15 protein-coding genes are annotated in these 17,660 nt (G+C 58.9%); 3 read left to right on the forward strand and 12 right to left on the reverse strand.

Features of this window, described 5'->3' with window-relative positions:
* Nucleotides 1-11: 11 nt before the first annotated feature.
* Together frr and pyrH are read right to left on the reverse strand one after the other, a co-directional pair.
* Nucleotides 12-572 (reverse strand): ribosome recycling factor, encoded by a 561-nt coding sequence (gene frr, locus ACW9UQ_RS00765; RefSeq protein WP_458929079.1) that lies wholly within the window; start codon nt 570-572, stop codon nt 12-14.
* Nucleotides 573-602: 30 nt separating this feature from the next.
* Complete coding sequence (gene pyrH / locus ACW9UQ_RS00770) at nt 603-1,346, reverse strand: UMP kinase (protein WP_458929080.1); 744 nt, start codon at nt 1,344-1,346, stop codon at nt 603-605.
* Nucleotides 1,347-1,577: 231 nt separating this feature from the next.
* Between pyrH and ACW9UQ_RS00775 the strand changes: the two genes are divergently transcribed.
* Nucleotides 1,578-3,554 carry an OmpA family protein gene (locus tag ACW9UQ_RS00775; RefSeq protein WP_458929081.1) on the forward strand — a complete coding sequence of 659 codons (1,977 nt, stop codon included), beginning with the start codon at nt 1,578-1,580 and terminating at the stop codon, nt 3,552-3,554.
* A gap of 77 nt (nt 3,555-3,631) precedes the next feature.
* On the opposite strand, the gene ACW9UQ_RS00780 is transcribed toward ACW9UQ_RS00775, so the two are convergent.
* Genes ACW9UQ_RS00780 through ACW9UQ_RS00800 form a run of 5 tightly spaced genes read right to left on the reverse strand, consistent with a single transcriptional unit; the run spans nt 3,632 to nt 9,803 of the window.
* The gene (locus ACW9UQ_RS00780) at nt 3,632-4,024 is read right to left on the reverse strand and encodes a VOC family protein (protein WP_458929082.1); all 393 of its coding nucleotides are present in this window, start codon (nt 4,022-4,024) and stop codon (nt 3,632-3,634) included.
* Complete coding sequence (locus ACW9UQ_RS00785; RefSeq protein WP_458929083.1) at nt 4,024-5,916, reverse strand: propionyl-CoA synthetase; 1,893 nt, start codon at nt 5,914-5,916, stop codon at nt 4,024-4,026. Before ACW9UQ_RS00785 ends, ACW9UQ_RS00780 begins: the two co-directional genes overlap by 1 nt.
* 57 nt (nt 5,917-5,973) lie before the next feature.
* Nucleotides 5,974-6,708: a hypothetical protein gene (locus ACW9UQ_RS00790; RefSeq protein WP_458929084.1), complete on the reverse strand. Its 735-nt coding sequence runs from the start codon at nt 6,706-6,708 to the stop codon at nt 5,974-5,976.
* Between the two features lie 4 nt (nt 6,709-6,712).
* A complete protein-coding gene (locus ACW9UQ_RS00795) occupies nt 6,713-7,531 on the reverse strand; it encodes an SMI1/KNR4 family protein (RefSeq protein WP_458929085.1) in 819 nt (272 codons plus the stop codon).
* Complete coding sequence (locus ACW9UQ_RS00800; RefSeq protein WP_458929086.1) at nt 7,524-9,803, reverse strand: NADP-dependent malic enzyme; 2,280 nt, start codon at nt 9,801-9,803, stop codon at nt 7,524-7,526. The genes ACW9UQ_RS00795 and ACW9UQ_RS00800 overlap by 8 nt, the downstream gene beginning before the upstream one ends.
* A 98-nt stretch (nt 9,804-9,901) precedes the next feature.
* On the opposite strand from ACW9UQ_RS00800, the gene nhaA reads away from it, so the two are divergent.
* Entirely contained in the window at nt 9,902-11,101 is a 1,200-nt protein-coding gene (nhaA, locus tag ACW9UQ_RS00805; protein WP_458929143.1) for a Na+/H+ antiporter NhaA, read from the forward strand.
* Nucleotides 11,102-11,111: 10 nt separating this feature from the next.
* Here nhaA and ACW9UQ_RS00810 read toward each other — a convergent pair whose 3' ends face one another.
* The 3 genes from ACW9UQ_RS00810 to ACW9UQ_RS00820 are packed head-to-tail and all read right to left on the reverse strand — an operon-like array spanning nt 11,112 to nt 15,563.
* Nucleotides 11,112-11,945, reverse strand: a complete 834-nt coding sequence (locus tag ACW9UQ_RS00810) for a glycosyltransferase family 25 protein (RefSeq protein ID WP_458929087.1) — start codon at nt 11,943-11,945, stop codon at nt 11,112-11,114.
* 37 nt (nt 11,946-11,982) lie between these two features.
* The gene (gene scpA, locus ACW9UQ_RS00815) at nt 11,983-14,091 is read right to left on the reverse strand and encodes a methylmalonyl-CoA mutase (RefSeq protein ID WP_458929088.1); all 2,109 of its coding nucleotides are present in this window, start codon (nt 14,089-14,091) and stop codon (nt 11,983-11,985) included.
* Nucleotides 14,088-15,563: a hypothetical protein gene (locus ACW9UQ_RS00820; protein WP_458929089.1), complete on the reverse strand. Its 1,476-nt coding sequence runs from the start codon at nt 15,561-15,563 to the stop codon at nt 14,088-14,090. The genes scpA and ACW9UQ_RS00820 overlap by 4 nt, the downstream gene beginning before the upstream one ends.
* Before the next feature lie 165 nt (nt 15,564-15,728).
* Here ACW9UQ_RS00820 and ACW9UQ_RS00825 point away from each other — a divergent pair, with 165 nt between their 5' ends.
* Nucleotides 15,729-16,124 (forward strand): DUF4174 domain-containing protein, encoded by a 396-nt coding sequence (locus tag ACW9UQ_RS00825; protein ID WP_458929090.1) that lies wholly within the window; start codon nt 15,729-15,731, stop codon nt 16,122-16,124.
* Nucleotides 16,125-16,210: 86 nt separating this feature from the next.
* Here ACW9UQ_RS00825 and ACW9UQ_RS00830 read toward each other — a convergent pair whose 3' ends face one another.
* Nucleotides 16,211-16,783, reverse strand: coding sequence for a hypothetical protein (locus ACW9UQ_RS00830; RefSeq protein ID WP_458929091.1), 573 nt, complete (start codon nt 16,781-16,783; stop codon nt 16,211-16,213).
* On the reverse strand, nt 16,776-17,657 hold the full coding sequence (locus ACW9UQ_RS00835; protein ID WP_458929092.1) for a hypothetical protein: 882 nt from the start codon (nt 17,655-17,657) through the stop codon (nt 16,776-16,778). Before ACW9UQ_RS00835 ends, ACW9UQ_RS00830 begins: the two co-directional genes overlap by 8 nt.
* Nucleotides 17,658-17,660 lie beyond the last annotated feature (3 nt).

The raw sequence follows: 17,660 nt of genomic DNA on the forward strand, positions 1-17,660 counted from the left end.
GGGGACCTTGTTCAGACCTGCATGATTTCGGCTTGCTTGGTTTCAAGTGCCTCATCAACCCGCTTAATCATGCGGTCGGTCAGTTCCTGGATCTCGTCTTCCCAGATCTTCTGGTCATCCTCGCCCATACCGTCGGTTTTGGCCTTTTTCAACTGGTCCATGCCATCACGGCGCACATTTCGAATGGCGATGCGGGCCGTTTCGGCATATTGTCCGGCTACCTTACCCAGTTCACGGCGGCGTTCCTCGTTCAGGTCGGGGATCGGCAACCGCAGTATGGTGCCGTCCATTTGCGGGTTGATCCCGAGACCAGAATTGCGAATCGCCTTGTCCACGGCGTTGACCAGACCCTTGTCCCAAACGTTCACCAAGACCATACGCGGTTCCGGCACGTTGATGGTCGCACATTGGTTCAGCGGCATGGCCGAGCCATAAGCATCTACCATCACCGGATCCAGCATAGACGCCGACGCACGCCCGGTGCGCAGCGACGCAAATTCTGTCTTCAGCGCATTAAGCGCGCCATACATACGCTTTTCCAGCGCAGCTACATCAATGTCTTCTACGGACATCTCATCCTCCAACAATTGCCCAAGCATAGCTCAAGCAGCAGATTTTTCCACGATTGTATATTTGCCCCTGCCCTGGATCACCCCGGCCATGCCTTTGGGCTCATCCAGCGAGAAAACGATGATCGGCAGATCATTCTCGCGCGCCAGCGCGATGGCGGACGCATCCATGACGCGCAGGTTCTTTTGCAGCACCTCATCATAGCTGATCCGCTCATAGCGAAGCGCATCCGGGTTGGTCTTGGGGTCGCTGTCATACACCCCATCCACCTGCGTTCCCTTGAAAATTGCCTCACAAGACATTTCCGAGGCCCGCAACGTAGCTGCTGTATCCGTTGTAAAATAAGGATTTCCGGTGCCTGCTGCAAAAATGCAAACGCGCCCTTTCTCAAGGTGGCGGACCGCGCGGCGGCGGATATAGGGCTCGCAAACCTGATCCATCGGGATGGCCGAGATCACGCGGGTAAAGACACCCAGCCCTTCCAGTGCAGACTGCATACCCAGCGCATTCATCACTGTGGCCAGCATCCCCATGTAATCAGCGGTGGTCCGCTCCATCCCCTGCGCACTGCCCTGCAATCCGCGAAAAATGTTGCCACCGCCGATGACCATGCAGACCTCGACCCCCATATCAACGACGCTTTTTATCTCGGAAGCGATTCGCTCAACAGTCGGAGGATGCAGCCCAAATCCCTGCGATCCCATCAAAGCTTCGCCCGAAATTTTCAGAAGAACCCGTTTATACTTGGTGTGCGGGACTTCCGATCGCTCAGGCATGCCGACTGCTCCTTTTGCTTTTGGCGCAAACTGCCGGAAAAGTGCTGAGTGTTCAACGTCGAATTGTCGGAATTTTGCCACGGAAAGGACGTGTTCCGTCTGTTGAATCCAAATTTGTGAAGTTCACCGGATTGCCCGAAGGGCAGCAACCGGGTTACCCATGGAAACCGAAACTTGTCTCGAAGACGGCCGCGTATTGAGTGGATGACAATGACCAAGAGGGTTCAGCGCATGCGATCTTTCGTTCCGATTACAGGATTTGCCGCAGGCCTCTTGATTCTGTTCGGACCCGATCCGCAAGCCTTGGCAGAGGTGGCACTGCGCTCGCTCGACGGCAAAGTATCGCTCAGCGGTGAGCTTATCGAAGTCACCGACGAGACCTTTACCCTGCAAACCGCCGCAGGGCAGCTGCGCCTGAACCGCAGCGACGTGAATTGCGAGGGCGAAGACTGCCCGCAAATTCCGATGGTCACCATTTTGGCTGACGCAAAAATCGGCGAACAGGTCTCAGTGGCTGATGCCGACGCGACATTTCAGATCGGCGGTACATTGGTTTCGTTTGAAGATCAGGTTTACGGCATCGAAACCGGGGTCGGCCGCCTGAATATCCCTGCCCTTGGTGCCACCTGCGATGGTCCCGGCTGCCCGCGTGAGGTCACGGTGCCCGAAAGCGAGGTGTCCGAGGCAGTGCTGGCCGCGCTGCGCGCCTATCAGGGAGACAGCACAGCGAATGCCACGACACCCGGCGGCGCCACCCTGCCAAAAGACCGCGCCGACAGCGGCACCCTGCCTGCGGAGCAGCCGGGCACGAAGACACCTGTCCAAGATGTCGCCACAGACCTGCCCCGGCTGACAGATGCCAGCGCCCCCGGCTTTGACGGTGTAAAAGAAACCGAGGCAGGGCGCGGCCCGCTGCTTAGCCGCCCCGAAGGTGATCCGGCCGCCGACGCCCCCAACCTGCCAACGGCGCAGAACACCGGAACGCGCACCGTCCTTGGTGGCGCCAGCGACGCACCAGATCCCGACCTTGGTGCGGCCTTGCGCATCGCGCTCGCCTCTCCGTCGGATCGTAATATCGTCTCGCCGCTGCTGATTGCCTTTGCCCGTTCTAGAGATGCGGAAATCAGTGCGGTCGGCAAGAATTTCCAGTTGGACAACGGCGATCTGATTGCTCTAGTGGGCGAAAAGGCCAGCGCAGATTTGATCCTGACCGGCGACCCCACCGCTGCGGCACAGAATCGTCGAACGACGCATCGGCTGCTGGGATATCAGTCGCATGTGGCGGTGGTCGCACCCGAAAATTCGCTGGATGCCATCAACCTGACCGATCTGCGCGATGTGCTGAGCGGCCGTTTGCGGGACTGGAGCCTGCTGGGCGACGACGATTCCGAGGTCGTGCTGCTGGCGCTGGAAGGCGATACCGGGGTCGCGGACAATGCTCACCAGACATTTGCCGATACCGATAGCCTGCTCAGCGCCCTGACAAGGGACCCGACCGCGCTTGCCGTCATCCCCACCGGCAGCTTCCCGGGCACCAAGCTGTTGCCGGTTCGCGAAAGCTGCGGCCTGCAGTGGCAGCCCGATCCGATCGCGGTGCAGACCGGCGAATATCCGATCAGCCGCAGCATCGGGCTTGGCCTGTCATCAAACGCCGGCGAACTGGCCAAAGCGTTTTTCGATTTTACCGGCACAGAGGCGGCGCGCGCACCGATCAAAGCCGCGGGTCTTGTCCCCGTGGACATTCTGCGCGCATCGCAGGCGGACCGTGCTGAGGCGTTAGAGAACGGTATCGACACACTTCGCGAGACGAATGCCCGCACCCAGATGCGCAGCCTGATTGATCTGATGCGCGGCACCGAACGTCTGTCGACAGTCTTCCGCTTCCGCAGCACGTCGTTGCGGCTTGATGATGTCTCGCGCACGGCTGTGCGTGACTTGCTGGACTATCTTGAGGCAGAGAACGCGACTGGGCGTCTCATGCTGGTCGGGTTCTCTGACAATGTCGGCGGCTATTCCGGCAATCTGCTGCAATCCCAGCGCCGCGCCTCGACCATCGCGGATATTCTGCGTCAGGCTGACACCAGCGGTGTCACCGAACGGCTGGATATCGTTGAACTGGGTATGAGCGAACTGGCCCCGATGGCCTGCAATCAGCAAGCCCTGGGCCGCGCCGTAAACCGCCGCGTTGAGGTCTGGCTGTCAAACTAACGCTTTTGCAAAGCTCGCGCTGAAACGACCCGCCTTATGTGATGCCAAACGGTAGTCGGGGTGCCGGAGCGGCGTATTTATTCAGACCGCTGTAGCAGATCCCAGCGATTGCCGAACGGGTCCTGAAACACCGCAACCTTGCCATAGCTTTCGGTTCGCGGCGCTTCTTCGAAAAGCACCCCCTCAGCCTGCATTGCGGCATGGTCGCGATCAAAGTCATCCGTCTCAAGAAAGAAGCCGACCCGCCCACCAGTCTGCGCCCCGATGGCGGCGCGCTGCTTTTCATCCACCGCGCGCGCCAGCAACAGGGCCGTCCCCTGCCCGCCTGGCGGCGCAACCACAACCCAGCGCTTGCCCGGTTGCGGTGTATCCTCGATCAGGTCAAAGCCCAGCGCGCCGCAATAGAATGCAATCGCCGGATCATAGTCTGGCACGACCAGTGCCACCAGCGCAACGGCCCGGCGCGCCATCAGTTCTTACCATATCCCAGCGGTTGCATGGCCGCGCGGATCTCATCAAGGATCGTCGGATCGTCTATAGTTGCGGGCATTTTGAACTCTTCACCATCCGCAATCTTGACCATTGTCGCGCGCAGGATCTTGCCCGAGCGGGTCTTAGGTAAGCGATCCACCACCACGGCGAGCTTGAACGCCGCAACCGGTCCGATCTGTTCACGCACCTCGGCGATCGCCTCTTTCACAATATCCTCATGCGGGCGCGTCACCCCATGGCTGATGCACAGAAAGCCCATTGGCAACTGGCCTTTCAACTCATCCGTCACCCCGATCACAGCGCATTCGGCAACATCCGGCAGGGTGGCCAGAACCGCCTCCATCGCACCGGTGGACAGACGGTGACCGGCGACGTTGATCACGTCATCCGTGCGCGCCATGATGTAGACATAGCCATCATCATCAATGATCCCCGCATCCCCGGTTTCGTAGTAGCCCGGAAAGGTTGTCAGATAGGATTTGCGGAACCGGTCCTCGGCCTGCCAAAGCGTCGATAGCGTACCCGGCGGCAGCGGCAGCTTTATCGCAATCGTGCCAAGCTTTCCCGCTGGCATCGGATGCCCGTCTTCGTCCAGCGCCACAACCTCGTAGCCCGGCATCGGCACGGTTGGCGAGCCGACCTTGACCGGCAGCAACTCCAACCCCACCGGATTGCCGACAATCGTGTATCCGGTTTCGGTCTGCCACCAGTGGTCGATCACCGGCACGCCAAATTTCTGCTTCGCCCATTCAATGGTGTCGGGGTCTGCCCGTTCGCCTGCAAGGAACAGCGTTTTCAGGCAACTGAGGTCATATTGACCAATGAACTCCCCCGCCGGATCAACCCGTTTGATCGCCCGGAACGCGGTTGGGGCAGTGAACAACGCCTTGACGTTATGCTCGGAAATCACGCGCCAGAAGGTCCCGGCATCCGGCGTGCCCACTGGCTTGCCCTCAAACACGATAGAGGTCGCCCCCTGGATCAGCGGCGCATAGCAGATATAGGAATGCCCTACGACCCAGCCAACGTCGGAGGCGGCCCAGAACACCTCTCCGGGTTGAATGTCATAGATGTTGTCCATGGTCCATTTCATCGCCACGGCATGGCCCGCATTGGGCCGCACGACGCCCTTGGGCTGGCCCGTGGTGCCAGAGGTATAAAGGATGTAAAGCGGATCATTACCGCCGACCGGAACGCAATCTGCAGGTTCCGCACCCTCGTGAAATGCGTGCCACTCATGATCACGGACGTCGATCAATGTGGCCTGTTCCTCAGGCCGTTGCAGGATAACGCAGAAATCGGGATTGTGGTGCGACTGGTCAATCGCATCATCCAGCAGTGGTTTGTATTCAACGATCCGCCCCGGCTCCACCCCGCAGGAGGCGGCGATAATCGCCTTGGGCGTCGCATCATCAATCCGCACGGCCAGCTCATGCGCGGCAAAACCGCCGAACACAACCGAGTGCACCGCTCCGATCCGCGCACAGGCCAACATCGCGACAATCGCCTCGGGCACCATCGGCATATAGATGATCACCCGGTCACCCTTGGTGACGCCGCGCGCGGCCAGCGCCCCGGCCAGCGTGGCGACCTGATCCTTTAACTCGGCATAGGTGGTGGTGCGTTTGTGATCGGTGATGGGGCTGTCATAGATCAGCGCGGCCTGATCCCCGCGCCCGGCGGCGACATGCCGGTCCACAGCGTTATAGCAGGTGTTCATCTGACCGTCGGGATACCACGCATAGATCGGCGCGCGGCTGTCATCCAGCGCACGGGTCGGCTTTTTCACCCAGTCGAGCGCCTCGGCCGCCTGCATCCAGAAACCTTCGGGATCGGCTTTCCAGGCGGCGTATTCTTCTTTGTATCCCATGTCTCTCCCTTTCGTTTTTGTCAGATCGCCGGTGGCACCTGAAAATGTATGTGGTCGTCATGCCGCGCTGCCCGGCAGCCCTGAAACCGCAGGCGCGGTCCCGCAACGCCCCAGGCCTCTGCCAAAGGCGGCTCTACGAACAGCTTCGACATGCGGGCTCTCCGTCAGCCAGCGCACCGCCTCGGCATTGCGCGGCGCATCAAGGGTCAGGTCCTGCCGGAAAAGCGGTTGGAGCCAAGCCAGGTCCCAGCGCATCGTCACAGCAACCGGCGGGCAGTCCACCCCCTCGCTATCAAAGGCAAAATACCCAAGCGGAGACCGCGTCACATCCCGAAGATATCCCCCCTCATCCCGATAGAAAAACGCCAAATCCACCTTTCGACCATCGTCATGGCTGAGATGCGGCAACAGGGGAAACCCATCCAGGAATGGGAAATTAGCGTCCAGAACAACAGTGCGCGTGCCCGGAAAGACCTGATCCAGATGCGCGGCCAATTCTTGCGCCACGGCGGCGGCCTCTGGCGTCGCATAATGCCGGTTGAGCAAGCAATAGATCGGCTTGACCTTCAGCACCGCCTCCTGCCCGACAAAGCATGGCAGAGCCTGCCGCCCGAAGGCCGGTGCGTTCCAGCTTGCCCCAACCCAAAGCGCGGCATAAGCGACCATAAACGTCCCCACTCGCCGCACCAGCCCGCGCTGCGTCACGACCGCCGCCAGCCAGGCAATCCCGCCGACCTGCGTCGTGATGGTCAGGGCGGCGATGATGATGATATGAGCGAGCAAGCGGATCATGGCGTCAAAACGGCTCCATCCCTGCACCGAGTGTGGCAACAAGCTGCGAAACGCCGGTGGCATCAGGGTGTTTGGCCAAGCCCGGAAAGCCTGCCCAGCGACAGGCAAAGCGCAGATACTCTGTGAAGGGCATCTCTATCGGCGCAAAGGCAAGAACAGGATCAGCATTCCACTGCGGCAGAAAAATCGTGTACCCGGCGCCACCACTGACATCTTCCTTGTGATAGTAATCCATAGAAAGCTCAATATCATAAGGGGGGTATATGCTGTCTTCTTCCGCTAGAACATCCCTCAAACGCTCAAGGTCTTTCCACCCCTCCAAACTCCACTCAAGATCGCGCGCCGGGCTTAGGAACAGCGCGTCCAGATATCCTGTAGATGCATCAAGACCAAGGTCGGGCTTCGTTTCCTGAAGTTTATAGCTCCAAACAAAATCAACCCCGCCAACCACGCGCCAGAAGGCCAGAAGGGATGCTGGAACCGGACACCCTGCGATGCTTTCAATAGCCTGAATAACGCTGTGATCTTTTGGGCCTGGTTGCGGTCGTAATTCCCCCATCAGAGGGTGCCAGCCGATCGCATCAAGCCGCTCAGAAATGAGATCAAGGTTATGACCCGCACGGCGCATGGTTTCGGTCGCAACGGCTGCAACCTCTTGTGCCAGATCGTCGCTTTGCGCTGGAAGCTCACGTATGAACTGCCAAACGGCCTGATGTTCTCCGCGCTGGTACCGCGTTAGCAGATCGCCCACCGGGAAGCTTTGAAACAACGGGCTGGGGAACCCCGCCTTTATCTTTTCCCTCAGGCCCGCCAGATCATCCATATTCAGCCACCGGTGTTCCGGCCAATGCCGCGATATTCAGCAACCCCCGCGCCGTAATAGATGGCGTGACGATATGGGCGGTGTTGCCCATGCCCATCAGGATCGGCCCAACCTCCAGCCCGTTGGCCAGCATGCGCAGGATGTTGCGCACGCCCGAAGCGGCATCAACATTGGCGAAGACCAATGCATTGGCCGCCCCCTGCATGCGAGAGTTGGGGAAGATGCGGGCACGCAATTCGGGGTCGAGGGCGGCGTCGGAATGCATCTCTCCTTCATAGGAGAAATCGCGCGGCTCACTGTCGAGAATGGCCATGGCCGCACGCATCCGCTGCGCGCTTTCGGTGTTAAGGTTCCCGAATTGGGAGTGCGAACACAGCGCGATATTCGGCTCCAGCCCAAAGCGGCGGATATGGCGGGCTGTCGCGCAAACTGTCTCGGCCAGTTGTTCCGGTGTCGGGTCGGGATGGACCTGGGTGTCCGCGATAAAGAGCGGCCCGGTTTCCTGTATCATCAGGCTGAGCGCACCAACGGGATGCAGGGTGTCACTGCCCAGCACATGCTGCACGTAGTTAAGATGCCAGAGATACTGCCCGAATGTTCCGCAGACCAGACTATCGGCATCACCGCGATGCACCGCCACAGCCGCAATTGCCGTGGTATTGGTACGCAGGATGGCACGGGCCAAATCCGGCGTCACGCCGCGGCGTTCCATCAGGCGGTGATAGGTTTCCCAGTAATCCCGGTAGCGCGGGTCGTTTTCGGGGTTCACAAGATCGAAGTCCTTACCGGGCCGGATCGGCAAACCCGTCCGCTCCAGCCGGGCCTCTACCACGTCGGGTCGGCCAATCAGGATCGGGGTGTCGACACTTTCGTCGATCATGGCATGGGCGGCACGCAGAACACGCTCATCCTCGCCCTCAGCAAAGATGACGCGCCGGGTGGCGGAACGCGCCGCATCAAACACCCGCCGCATAATCAGGGCCGAGCGGAAGACTGAGGTATCAAGATGCTGCTTATACGCCTCCACATCCGCAAGCGGGCGGGCCGCCACACCGCTGTCGGTTGCCGCCTTAGCCACCGCGCTGGCCACCACGGCCAACAGGCGCGGGTCAAAAGGTTTGGGGATCAGATACTCTGCCCCGAACACCATTTTCTCACCACGATAGGCCGCGGCCGCCTCTGCGCTAGAGGATGCCCGGGCCAGCGCGGCAATCCCCTCCACACAAGCGATCTGCATGGCATCATTGATCTGGGTCGCGCCGACATCCAGCGCCCCGCGAAAGATGAAAGGAAAGCACAAGACATTGTTGACCTGATTGGGGTAATCCGAGCGCCCGGTGGCGATGATCGCGTCAGGCGCGACGCTTCGCACCTCCTCGGGAAGGATCTCCGGCGTCGGATTGGCCAATGCAAAAATGATCGGCTTATCGGTCATTTTTGCCACCATTTCAGGTGTCAGCACGCGCGGGCCAGACAGGCCCAGGAACAAGTCGGCCCCTTCGATCACATCGTCCAGACTGCGCGGCCCGCCAGGTTGGGCGTAGTCTGCCTTTTGCGGCGTCATCTCTTCGGTTCGGCCCTCATGAACCAGCCCGGCAATGTCGCACAGGTAAACGTTTTCGCGCTTTACCCCCAGTTTCAGCAGCATGTTCAGACAGGCAATGCCTGCCGCCCCGCCGCCGGTGGAGACGATCTTGATATCGTCAAACGACTTGCCGACCACGCGCAGCGCATTCGTGGCCGCAGCGCCCACAACAATCGCCGTCCCGTGCTGATCATCATGGAACACAGGGATATTCATCCGTTCCTGACACAGCTTTTCAACGATAAAGCAATCGGGGGCCTTGATATCTTCAAGATTGATTGCACCGAAACTGGGTTCCAGCGTGGTGATGATATCGGCCAGCTTTTCGGGATCGGTCTCGTCGATCTCAATATCAAAGCAATCGACATTGGCGAATTTCTTGAACAGAACCGCCTTGCCTTCCATCACCGGTTTGGAGGCCAACGCGCCGATATTGCCCAGCCCCAGCACCGCCGATCCGTTGGAGACCACCGCAACCAGATTGCCGCGCGCCGTATAATCTGCGACCGTTGCGGGGTCGTTCTTGATCTCAATACACGCCTCTGCCACGCCGGGGGAATAGGCCCGCGCCAGATCGCGCCCATTGGCCAGCGGCTTGGTTGCGCGGATCTCCAGCTTACCGGGGCGTGGCAAGCGATGGTAATCCAGGGCAGAGCGGACGTTCGGCGCATCCTTGCGATCAGTCATGAGTATATTCCCTTGGTCAATTGGTCGCAGGTGTGGCAGGTTGAAACCAAGCCAATACCCCCCATTTCGGCCCTAACGTCAACCAGCATAGCGGGAGCATAACGGTGAGCATCATCAGGGCATTTTTCAAACATGAAGCGGCAGGTGGCATCATTCTGATGATCGCCGCAGTCACCGCCCTGATCGTATATAATTCGCCGCTTGCGGGCTGGTATGATGCGACGCTGAACTCGACCCTGTCGATCCTGATCAATGGCGAAGGGCTGCAAAAGCCGCTGATCCTGTGGATCAATGACGGTCTGATGGCGATCTTTTTCTTCCTGATCGGGCTGGAGCTGAAAAAGGAGTTGCTGGAAGGTAAGCTTAAAAATCCGCGCGATGTCATCCTGCCCGGTCTGGCGGCCGTCGGCGGCATGGCGGTTCCGGCGCTTATCTATGCGGCGTTCAATTGGGATGATCCGGTGGCTATCGGCGGTTGGGCCATCCCAGCGGCGACCGATATCGCCTTTGCCCTTGGTGTACTGGCCCTGCTTGGCCCCCGCGTTCATCCGGCATTGAAAGTGTTTCTGCTGACCCTCGCCATTCTGGACGATATGGGCGCAATCCTTGTTATTGCGCTGTTTTACACCGCAGAACTGAAAGCCGGGTACCTGCTGGCGGGCCTGATCCCGCTGACCCTGATGCTGATCCTGAACCTGCGCCGGGTTCATAGGGTAACGCCAATCCTTGCACTCGGCGTTGTGCTGTGGGTGCTGGTGCTGAAATCCGGTGTCCATGCGACACTGGCCGGTGTTGTGACGGCGTTTCTGATCCCGCTCAAGGATGTCTGGGGCAAATCCCCACTGCATTCGCTTGAGCATGCGCTGACACCTTACGTCAATTTCCTGATCCTGCCGATCTTTGCCTTTGCAAATGCCGGTCTGGCGCTGACTGGCCTGTCGCTGGCGGATTTGTTTGCACCCGTACCGCTGGGCATCGCTGCAGGGCTGTTCTTTGGCAAGCAGATCGGTGTCTTTGGTTTTACCTGGGTGGCAGTCAAGCTGGGCATTGCCAAGCTGCCGCAGGGGGTCAGCTGGGTTCATATCTATGGTTTGGCCTGTTTGGCAGGCATCGGCTTTACCATGTCGCTGTTTATCGGCGGGCTGAGCTTTGACTCGCCTGATCTGGCCGCAGATGTGCGCCTTGGCGTGTTGTTCGGCTCGACCCTTTCGGCAATCCTTGGGTATGTCCTTCTGCGCCGGGCGCGTGATGCCCGGCTGGAAGAAATTGACGTACAGGAGGCCGCACGGGCGGACTAAGTCACGTGTGCTACACATCGGACTGATGTGCCGTCTTAGCCCGAGGCATATAGTTGGTGTCCCGCAGCTCGGTCAGACGTGCTTTGCCGCATAAAGCCATAAACAACTGGTAGGGAAGCAAGCGAATTTCTGACCAGCCGCGGCGCAGGCGATACCGCAGTGTGCGCTGCTTGCGAAGTTCTTTCATCGGGATGTCTGAGATAAACTCGGTCCGCCTTTGCTCTGCAATGGCGGGCTGCATCATGCCTAAACCTGTCCTCCATGCGAAGTCCGAGATACTGGCGTTAAACAGGAAATGATCGACCGGAAAGTTACTATCTTCGGCGATGTCCAGTGCGCGCTGTGCAGCGGCACGGGTAATGAGGTAAGTTCCGGTCCCACCTGAGCGGGAGTAAAGACGATGCACCCTGTTTGGACATTCAGGAACGCCCCATGATCTGCGGCTGAAAAGTTTTTTGCTTTTCCGGGTACTGAACCGCTCCATCTGAAGAACGCCAAGCCAATCAGGGATCCAGTCCGCCCTTGCCACAATAGCGGCAAGGGCCGGATCAAGCCAGACGTCATCCTCTACCACGACAGCCGCAAGCTGATCGCTGTCCACAAGCCGTTTCCAGATCGAAATATGCGACAGAAAGCAGCCTTTCGCGGCATTGCTGACAAACACGATCGGATCAGCCGCCGGGATTTGCTCAGCCAGGTCTTCGTCAGACATCTGGCTGGCATCGACAGCAGACACCCGGGTCCAGGACACACCCATCTCGTCCAACATGTCTGACACCGCTGCCAGCCGATCCGTGCGACGATCAAGATTAATTACAAAAACCGGAATGTCCTGAGATTTCATAAGCTGTCCACGCTAACCGAAGATGTACCGATACTCATCACGCCTTCGCCGCGCGGATCAGCTCCAGAATATCTGCTGCCGCCTCCGGGATGTTGGTGCCCGGCCCAAAGATCGCCTTGACCCCCGCCGTTCGCAGAAAGTCGTAGTCCTGCTGCGGAATGACGCCACCGCAAATCACCAGAATATCCTCAGCCCCTTGCGCCTTCAGCGCGTCTATCAATTTCGGGGCCAGGGTTTTGTGCCCCGCCGCCTGAGACGAAATCCCCACCACATGCACATCATTGTCGATCGCGTCCTGAGCGGCCTCATCCGGGGTCTGAAACAACGGGCCGACATCAACGTCAAAGCCGATATCGGCAAAGGCTGTGGCGATGACCTTAGCCCCGCGGTCGTGCCCGTCCTGCCCCATCTTGACCACCAGCATGCGCGGACGGCGGCCTTGTTCGGTTTCAAAGGCCTCAACGTCCTTCTGGATCGCAGCAAAGCCTTCATCGCCCTCATAGGCCGCACCATAGACACCGGCGAGGGTTTTGACCTCGGCCCTGTGCCGACCAAATGCCTTTTCCATTGCCATAGAAATCTCCCCAACCGTGGCACGCGCGCGGGCGGCATCGACAGCCAGCGCCAGCATGTTGCCATCCGCTTTTGCGCCCTCTTCCAGTGCTTGCAGGGCCGCATCACAAACCGCCTGATCCCGGCCGGCCTTGATCTGCTCCAGCCGTTCAATCTGGCTGGCCCGTACTGCGACATTGTCCACATCCAGAATGTCGATCGGATCTTCCTTGTCCAAACGGTATTTGTTGACCCCGACGATCACCTCTTCGCCCCGGTCGATGCGCGCCTGCTTCTGCGCGGCTGCTTCCTCGATCCGCAGCTTTGGCATACCGGACCCCACCGCCTTGGTCATGCCGCCCATCGCGTCGACCTCTTCGATGATCTTCCAGGCGGCGTCTGCCAGTTCATCGGTCAAAGCCTCGACGTAATAACTGCCCGCAAGCGGGTCGACGGTTTTGGTCACGCCGGTTTCATGCTGCAAGATCAACTGCGTGTTTCGCGCGATCCGGGCCGAGGTTTCCGCAGGCAAAGCAATAGCTTCATCGAAAGAGTTCGTGTGCAATGACTGCGTCCCACCCAGCACGGCGGCCAGCGCCTCATAGGCTGTGCGCACGACATTGTTCATCGGGTCCTGCTCTTGCAAGCTGACGCCGGAGGTCTGGCAATGCGTCCGCAGCATTTTTGAGCGCGGGTCTTTCGCCCCAAACTCATCCATGATCCGCGCCCAAAGAACGCGCGCGGCGCGCAGCTTGGCGGCCTCCATGAAAAAGTTCATTCCGATGGCGAAAAAGAAGGACAGACGCCCGGCAAATTGGTCGACATCCATGCCACGGTCCAACGCCGCTTTGACGTATTCCTTGCCGTCGGCCAGCGTGAAGGCCAATTCCTGCACCAGCGTCGCCCCCGCCTCCTGCATGTGATAGCCGGAGATCGAGATAGAGTTGAATTTCGGCATTTCTTTTGCCGTATATTCAATGATATCCGCGACGATCCGCATCGAGGCTTCGGGCGGATAGATATAGGTATTGCGGACCATAAACTCCTTCAGAACGTCGTTCTGAATGGTCCCCGAAAGGGCTGCACGGTCTACGCCCTGCTCCTCTCCTGCTACGATAAAGCTGGCCAGCACCGGGATCACCGCGCCGTTCATGGTCATGGAAACGGAGATTTTTTCCAGCGGGATGCCATCGAACAGGATTTTCATATCCTCAACGCTATCAATCGCGACCCCGGCCTTGCCGACATCCCCCTCGACCCGGGGGTGGTCACTGTCATAGCCCCGGTGCGTCGCCAGATCGAAGGCGACCGAGACGCCCTGCTGCCCCGCATCCAGCGCCTTGCGATAGAACGCGTTGGATTCCTCAGCCGTCGAGAACCCCGCATACTGGCGGATCGTCCAGGGCCGCCCAGTATACATCGTGGCGCGCGGCCCACGGCGGAACGGTTCAACGCCCGGGATATTGGTGTCATTGCCCAGATAGACCGGCTCCACCGCGATCCCTTCCGGCGTCTGCCAAACCAGACTGGCCGGGTCACGGCCCTTCAGTTCCTTTTGCGCCAGTTCATTCCAGCGGGTCTTTGCATCACTCATGCCGGGTCCTCCGTCTGAGGGGTGTTCACTAAATCAAGGGCTGCACCGGTTGGCAGCTGGTTTGCTAAATCGCGTAGCTTTTGGTTCAGCATCGGCACATCTTCCTTACGCAGCGCATAGAAGCTGACAGTCTTGCCCCCCTGATACCCACCGGGCGTCAGTAACCGCAGTTTTGCAATCCGAATTGCCTGTGACGCGGGCGGTGCGGGCATCCAGTCATCATAGATCATCATCAGGCGCACATCATGGTGCTGCAGCAGGAGATCTGCCCATCCCGGTGCCGGCTCGCTGGTTCGCAGACGCAACGCCTCACGCGACGCAAGGCCCCAGAGGTCCAACACATAAACCGGGTTGGCCCAACTGACCCGTCCGATATCGTTGACCGCCACGGGTAGTCCAAGCTCATCCGCAAAACGGGCCATCTGCGCTTGCTGCAAATGCTGCGCCTGGCTGGCAAACTGGGCACGCCCCGTCAGACTTGGTAAGTAGGCGACGCAAAGCACCAGCCCACAAGCAAAAAAGTCTACAAACGCCACTTTTCGAAGACCAGAACCGGCTTGGGTAGCAAGATAAAGACACCCGACAATGCTTGCCGCGATAATATAGTTTTCATATCGCGCGCCCCATCCAAACTTAGCAAACAGAAGATGCGCAATAGCAGAGGCTGCAATGACAAGGGCAAATACCTTATGACTGCGGTTTGATTGGAATACCAGTAATACCAGCAGCAAACAGACGGCTGCCAAAACCATTCCCGGTATCCACTGCAAATTTCCCCAGAAATGCTGCAGTATATTGTTATTGTCCATCTTTGCCATGACCGAATTCGGCAGCGGCCCAATCCCATGCGCCGTCAAGAACCAAACAAACCCTGCAACCGGCATCGCAGCGGCAAACATCAACAGCACCCCAGCCCGCATCTGTCCCAACAACACAAGCCCGCCAGCACTGGCCAGTGACAGCGCCAACCCTTCAAACCGCAACACAGGGGCCAGAATACAGCCCAGTACAAGCGCTGCGCCGATCCCATCGCCTTGCAGAAACCTGATCCAGCCCAGAACAATTGCCAATGATGCGGTGGTATGCAGCGCATTCTCCATACCGGTAAAGCCCACGGCGCCGATATGCAGCGCAATCCCAGCAAAAGCGGCTAACAGAACCGCACGACCACCATTTAGCATCTGCTGAAGACCAGCCCGCAACAGGCACTCTGCCAGCAGCAGACCAGATATCGTCACTGCGATAGCATTCCAAAGCAAAGGTAATAGTCGCTGAGCTTCGGTATCAGGGAATGGCATCAGCAGCAGCGGATAAAGCGCAGAAGACGCCGCGGACGCCAGATCACCGGAGTTTATTCCATAACCGCCGCGGGCCATCTCTGACGCCATTGCCATGTGGATATAGACATCATCCAGCGGATATTCGAACAACCCTGCGCGATAGAGTGCTAGCAATTGGATTGCCACAAACATCCCCAACGTTCCCGCCAGAGCCGCCAAGCGGATCGCCCTTGCCGACGCCTGAGCCCCTGGTATTTGTGCTGTAGTACTCATCCCCGAACCTTCTTTTGTGGAAACCGCAAAGTCATCTCGCATCCTGACGAATCCTGCCTATATTCAGGAGGAAAGGAGAATTCAGTGCGCCATATCCTTGCCGGTTTGATCTTTGCAATGTCCCTGCCTGCCCTGGCGGCGGACACCCCCCTGCCAACCCCGGAAGACATGGTCTGGGTTGCGCGCCCGGTGCTGATCTTTGCCGATACCGAAGCCGACCCCCGGGTGGCGCGCCAATTGCAAATGCTTGAGGCCGAGGAGGACGAACTGAAAGACCGCGATGTGGTGATCATTGTGGACACCGACCCGGCCGAAAAATCTGCCTTTCGCCAGAAAATCCGTCCGCGCGACTTTCGCTTTGTGCTGATCGATAAGGACGGCAAGATCGTGTATCGCAAACCCGATCCGGTATCGTCGCGAGAGTTGATCCGCCTGATTGACCGCCTGCCATCCCGCAAGCTGGACCTGGGCCGGCAATAGGGCTGTACTTGAAAAAACCAGCCGTTTCCCGTATATTCAGACGTGTAAGCAAAAATGGGTGGTAGATATGACTGCACCAACAAACCCTAGGCCTCCTCTGGGCCGGACCGGACCGGATCCGTTCTACTAGGACTGTAGGCATCGCCGATAGTTCTGGTCAGAGCGGTGATGGCATCCTGCCCCAACTTTTTCCCTTCGATTTTCATACGCATGTAATCGTGCAGCATCTTTTTGCGACGACTGCTGTCCAGTTCGGCAAAGCGGTCGCTGCGCAAATCTGTTGCCATCAATGCGATGGAAACAGCCTGGTTGTAGTAAAGGATCACCGGCTCGACGGTTTCCGTCGGCAGCAGGTGAATTTCGCTTAGCAGGGCCTGATAGACAGTGTCGTGCTTTTCATGCGGGATAAACGGCAGATACGGGTCATCCTCTGTCTCGGCATCGAAACGGGCCATGCCCCGCTCCAGCGATCCCTCAAGGTCACTGTTCTGTGGTGCCTCGACCAGTGCTTTGATCTCGGCCCGCAATGCCTTCTGCACGTCCATCTCTTTGTCGCGCCGCTCATCGCGATAGCGTTCACGCTCCAGCCGATAGCTGATCAGCCAGCCGGTGGCGACAACGATGGCACCGATAAGGGCAGCAATGATGCGTTCATCCATGAGCAGCCTCCTGTTGGTCGGACATCTCGACGAAGGTCACATTCGTCAGGTGACTGTTGCGCAGCGCAGTCAGATCTTCAACATAGCATCTACTAAGTTCGCTGACCTCAGCCGGGGACCAGGGGGTGAAGGGGCGATTTTGCACCCGTCGGCTTCGCTGCACCACCCGTCGGCGCAGACCACGGCCCAGATGCGGCGGGATCCAGCGCAAGATCGCAATCGCCTGGGGCGAAATCGAGGCATTGCTCCGCCGGTCCCTATAGCCTGCCAGACGAATGCGCGGCAAACCTGTGACCGCGCCAAGAACCTTTTGCAGACGGCCACGCTGCCCGACACTCTCATCAAAATCCCAGATCCGAAACTCCGCTTGCGGAAAAGCGATGGCCAGCCGCTCCACCAGATGCGGCCAGCGCATGACATCTGCCTGCAACCGGTGTTTATAGGCAGCAAAGCCCCGTAACGGACGGCGCAAGACCACCTGCGCATAGATCGAGGCCCAGAACGGGGCATAGTTGCGCAAGGACAGGCAGATCGTCAGCGTATCATGCGGCACATCAGCCACCACCTGCTTCAGGTTGTCGATGGCAGCGGGATAAAACTGTCCCTTTGTCAGCAAATGAAGCATCGCGCCCAGCAGGTTTTCCTCGGAATAGACGACGATTTGCGGCTTCACCTCAGCGATGCGGGCCACCATCTGCGCATGTGTTTGCGCAACGTCCTCCCGCGATAGCCGGTCCGACTGCGGTCGGATTTCTGCCGGGCCGAAATAAAGGATCGAGTGATCGGTCAGCAGATCGTCCCGAATTTCCGACAACGCCCGCTGGATGCGGGTAGTTCCGGTCCGGTGCGCGCCGATATGCAGCCTTAGGTCCATTCC

The sequence above is a fragment of the Halovulum sp. GXIMD14793 genome, assembly GCF_054457435.1.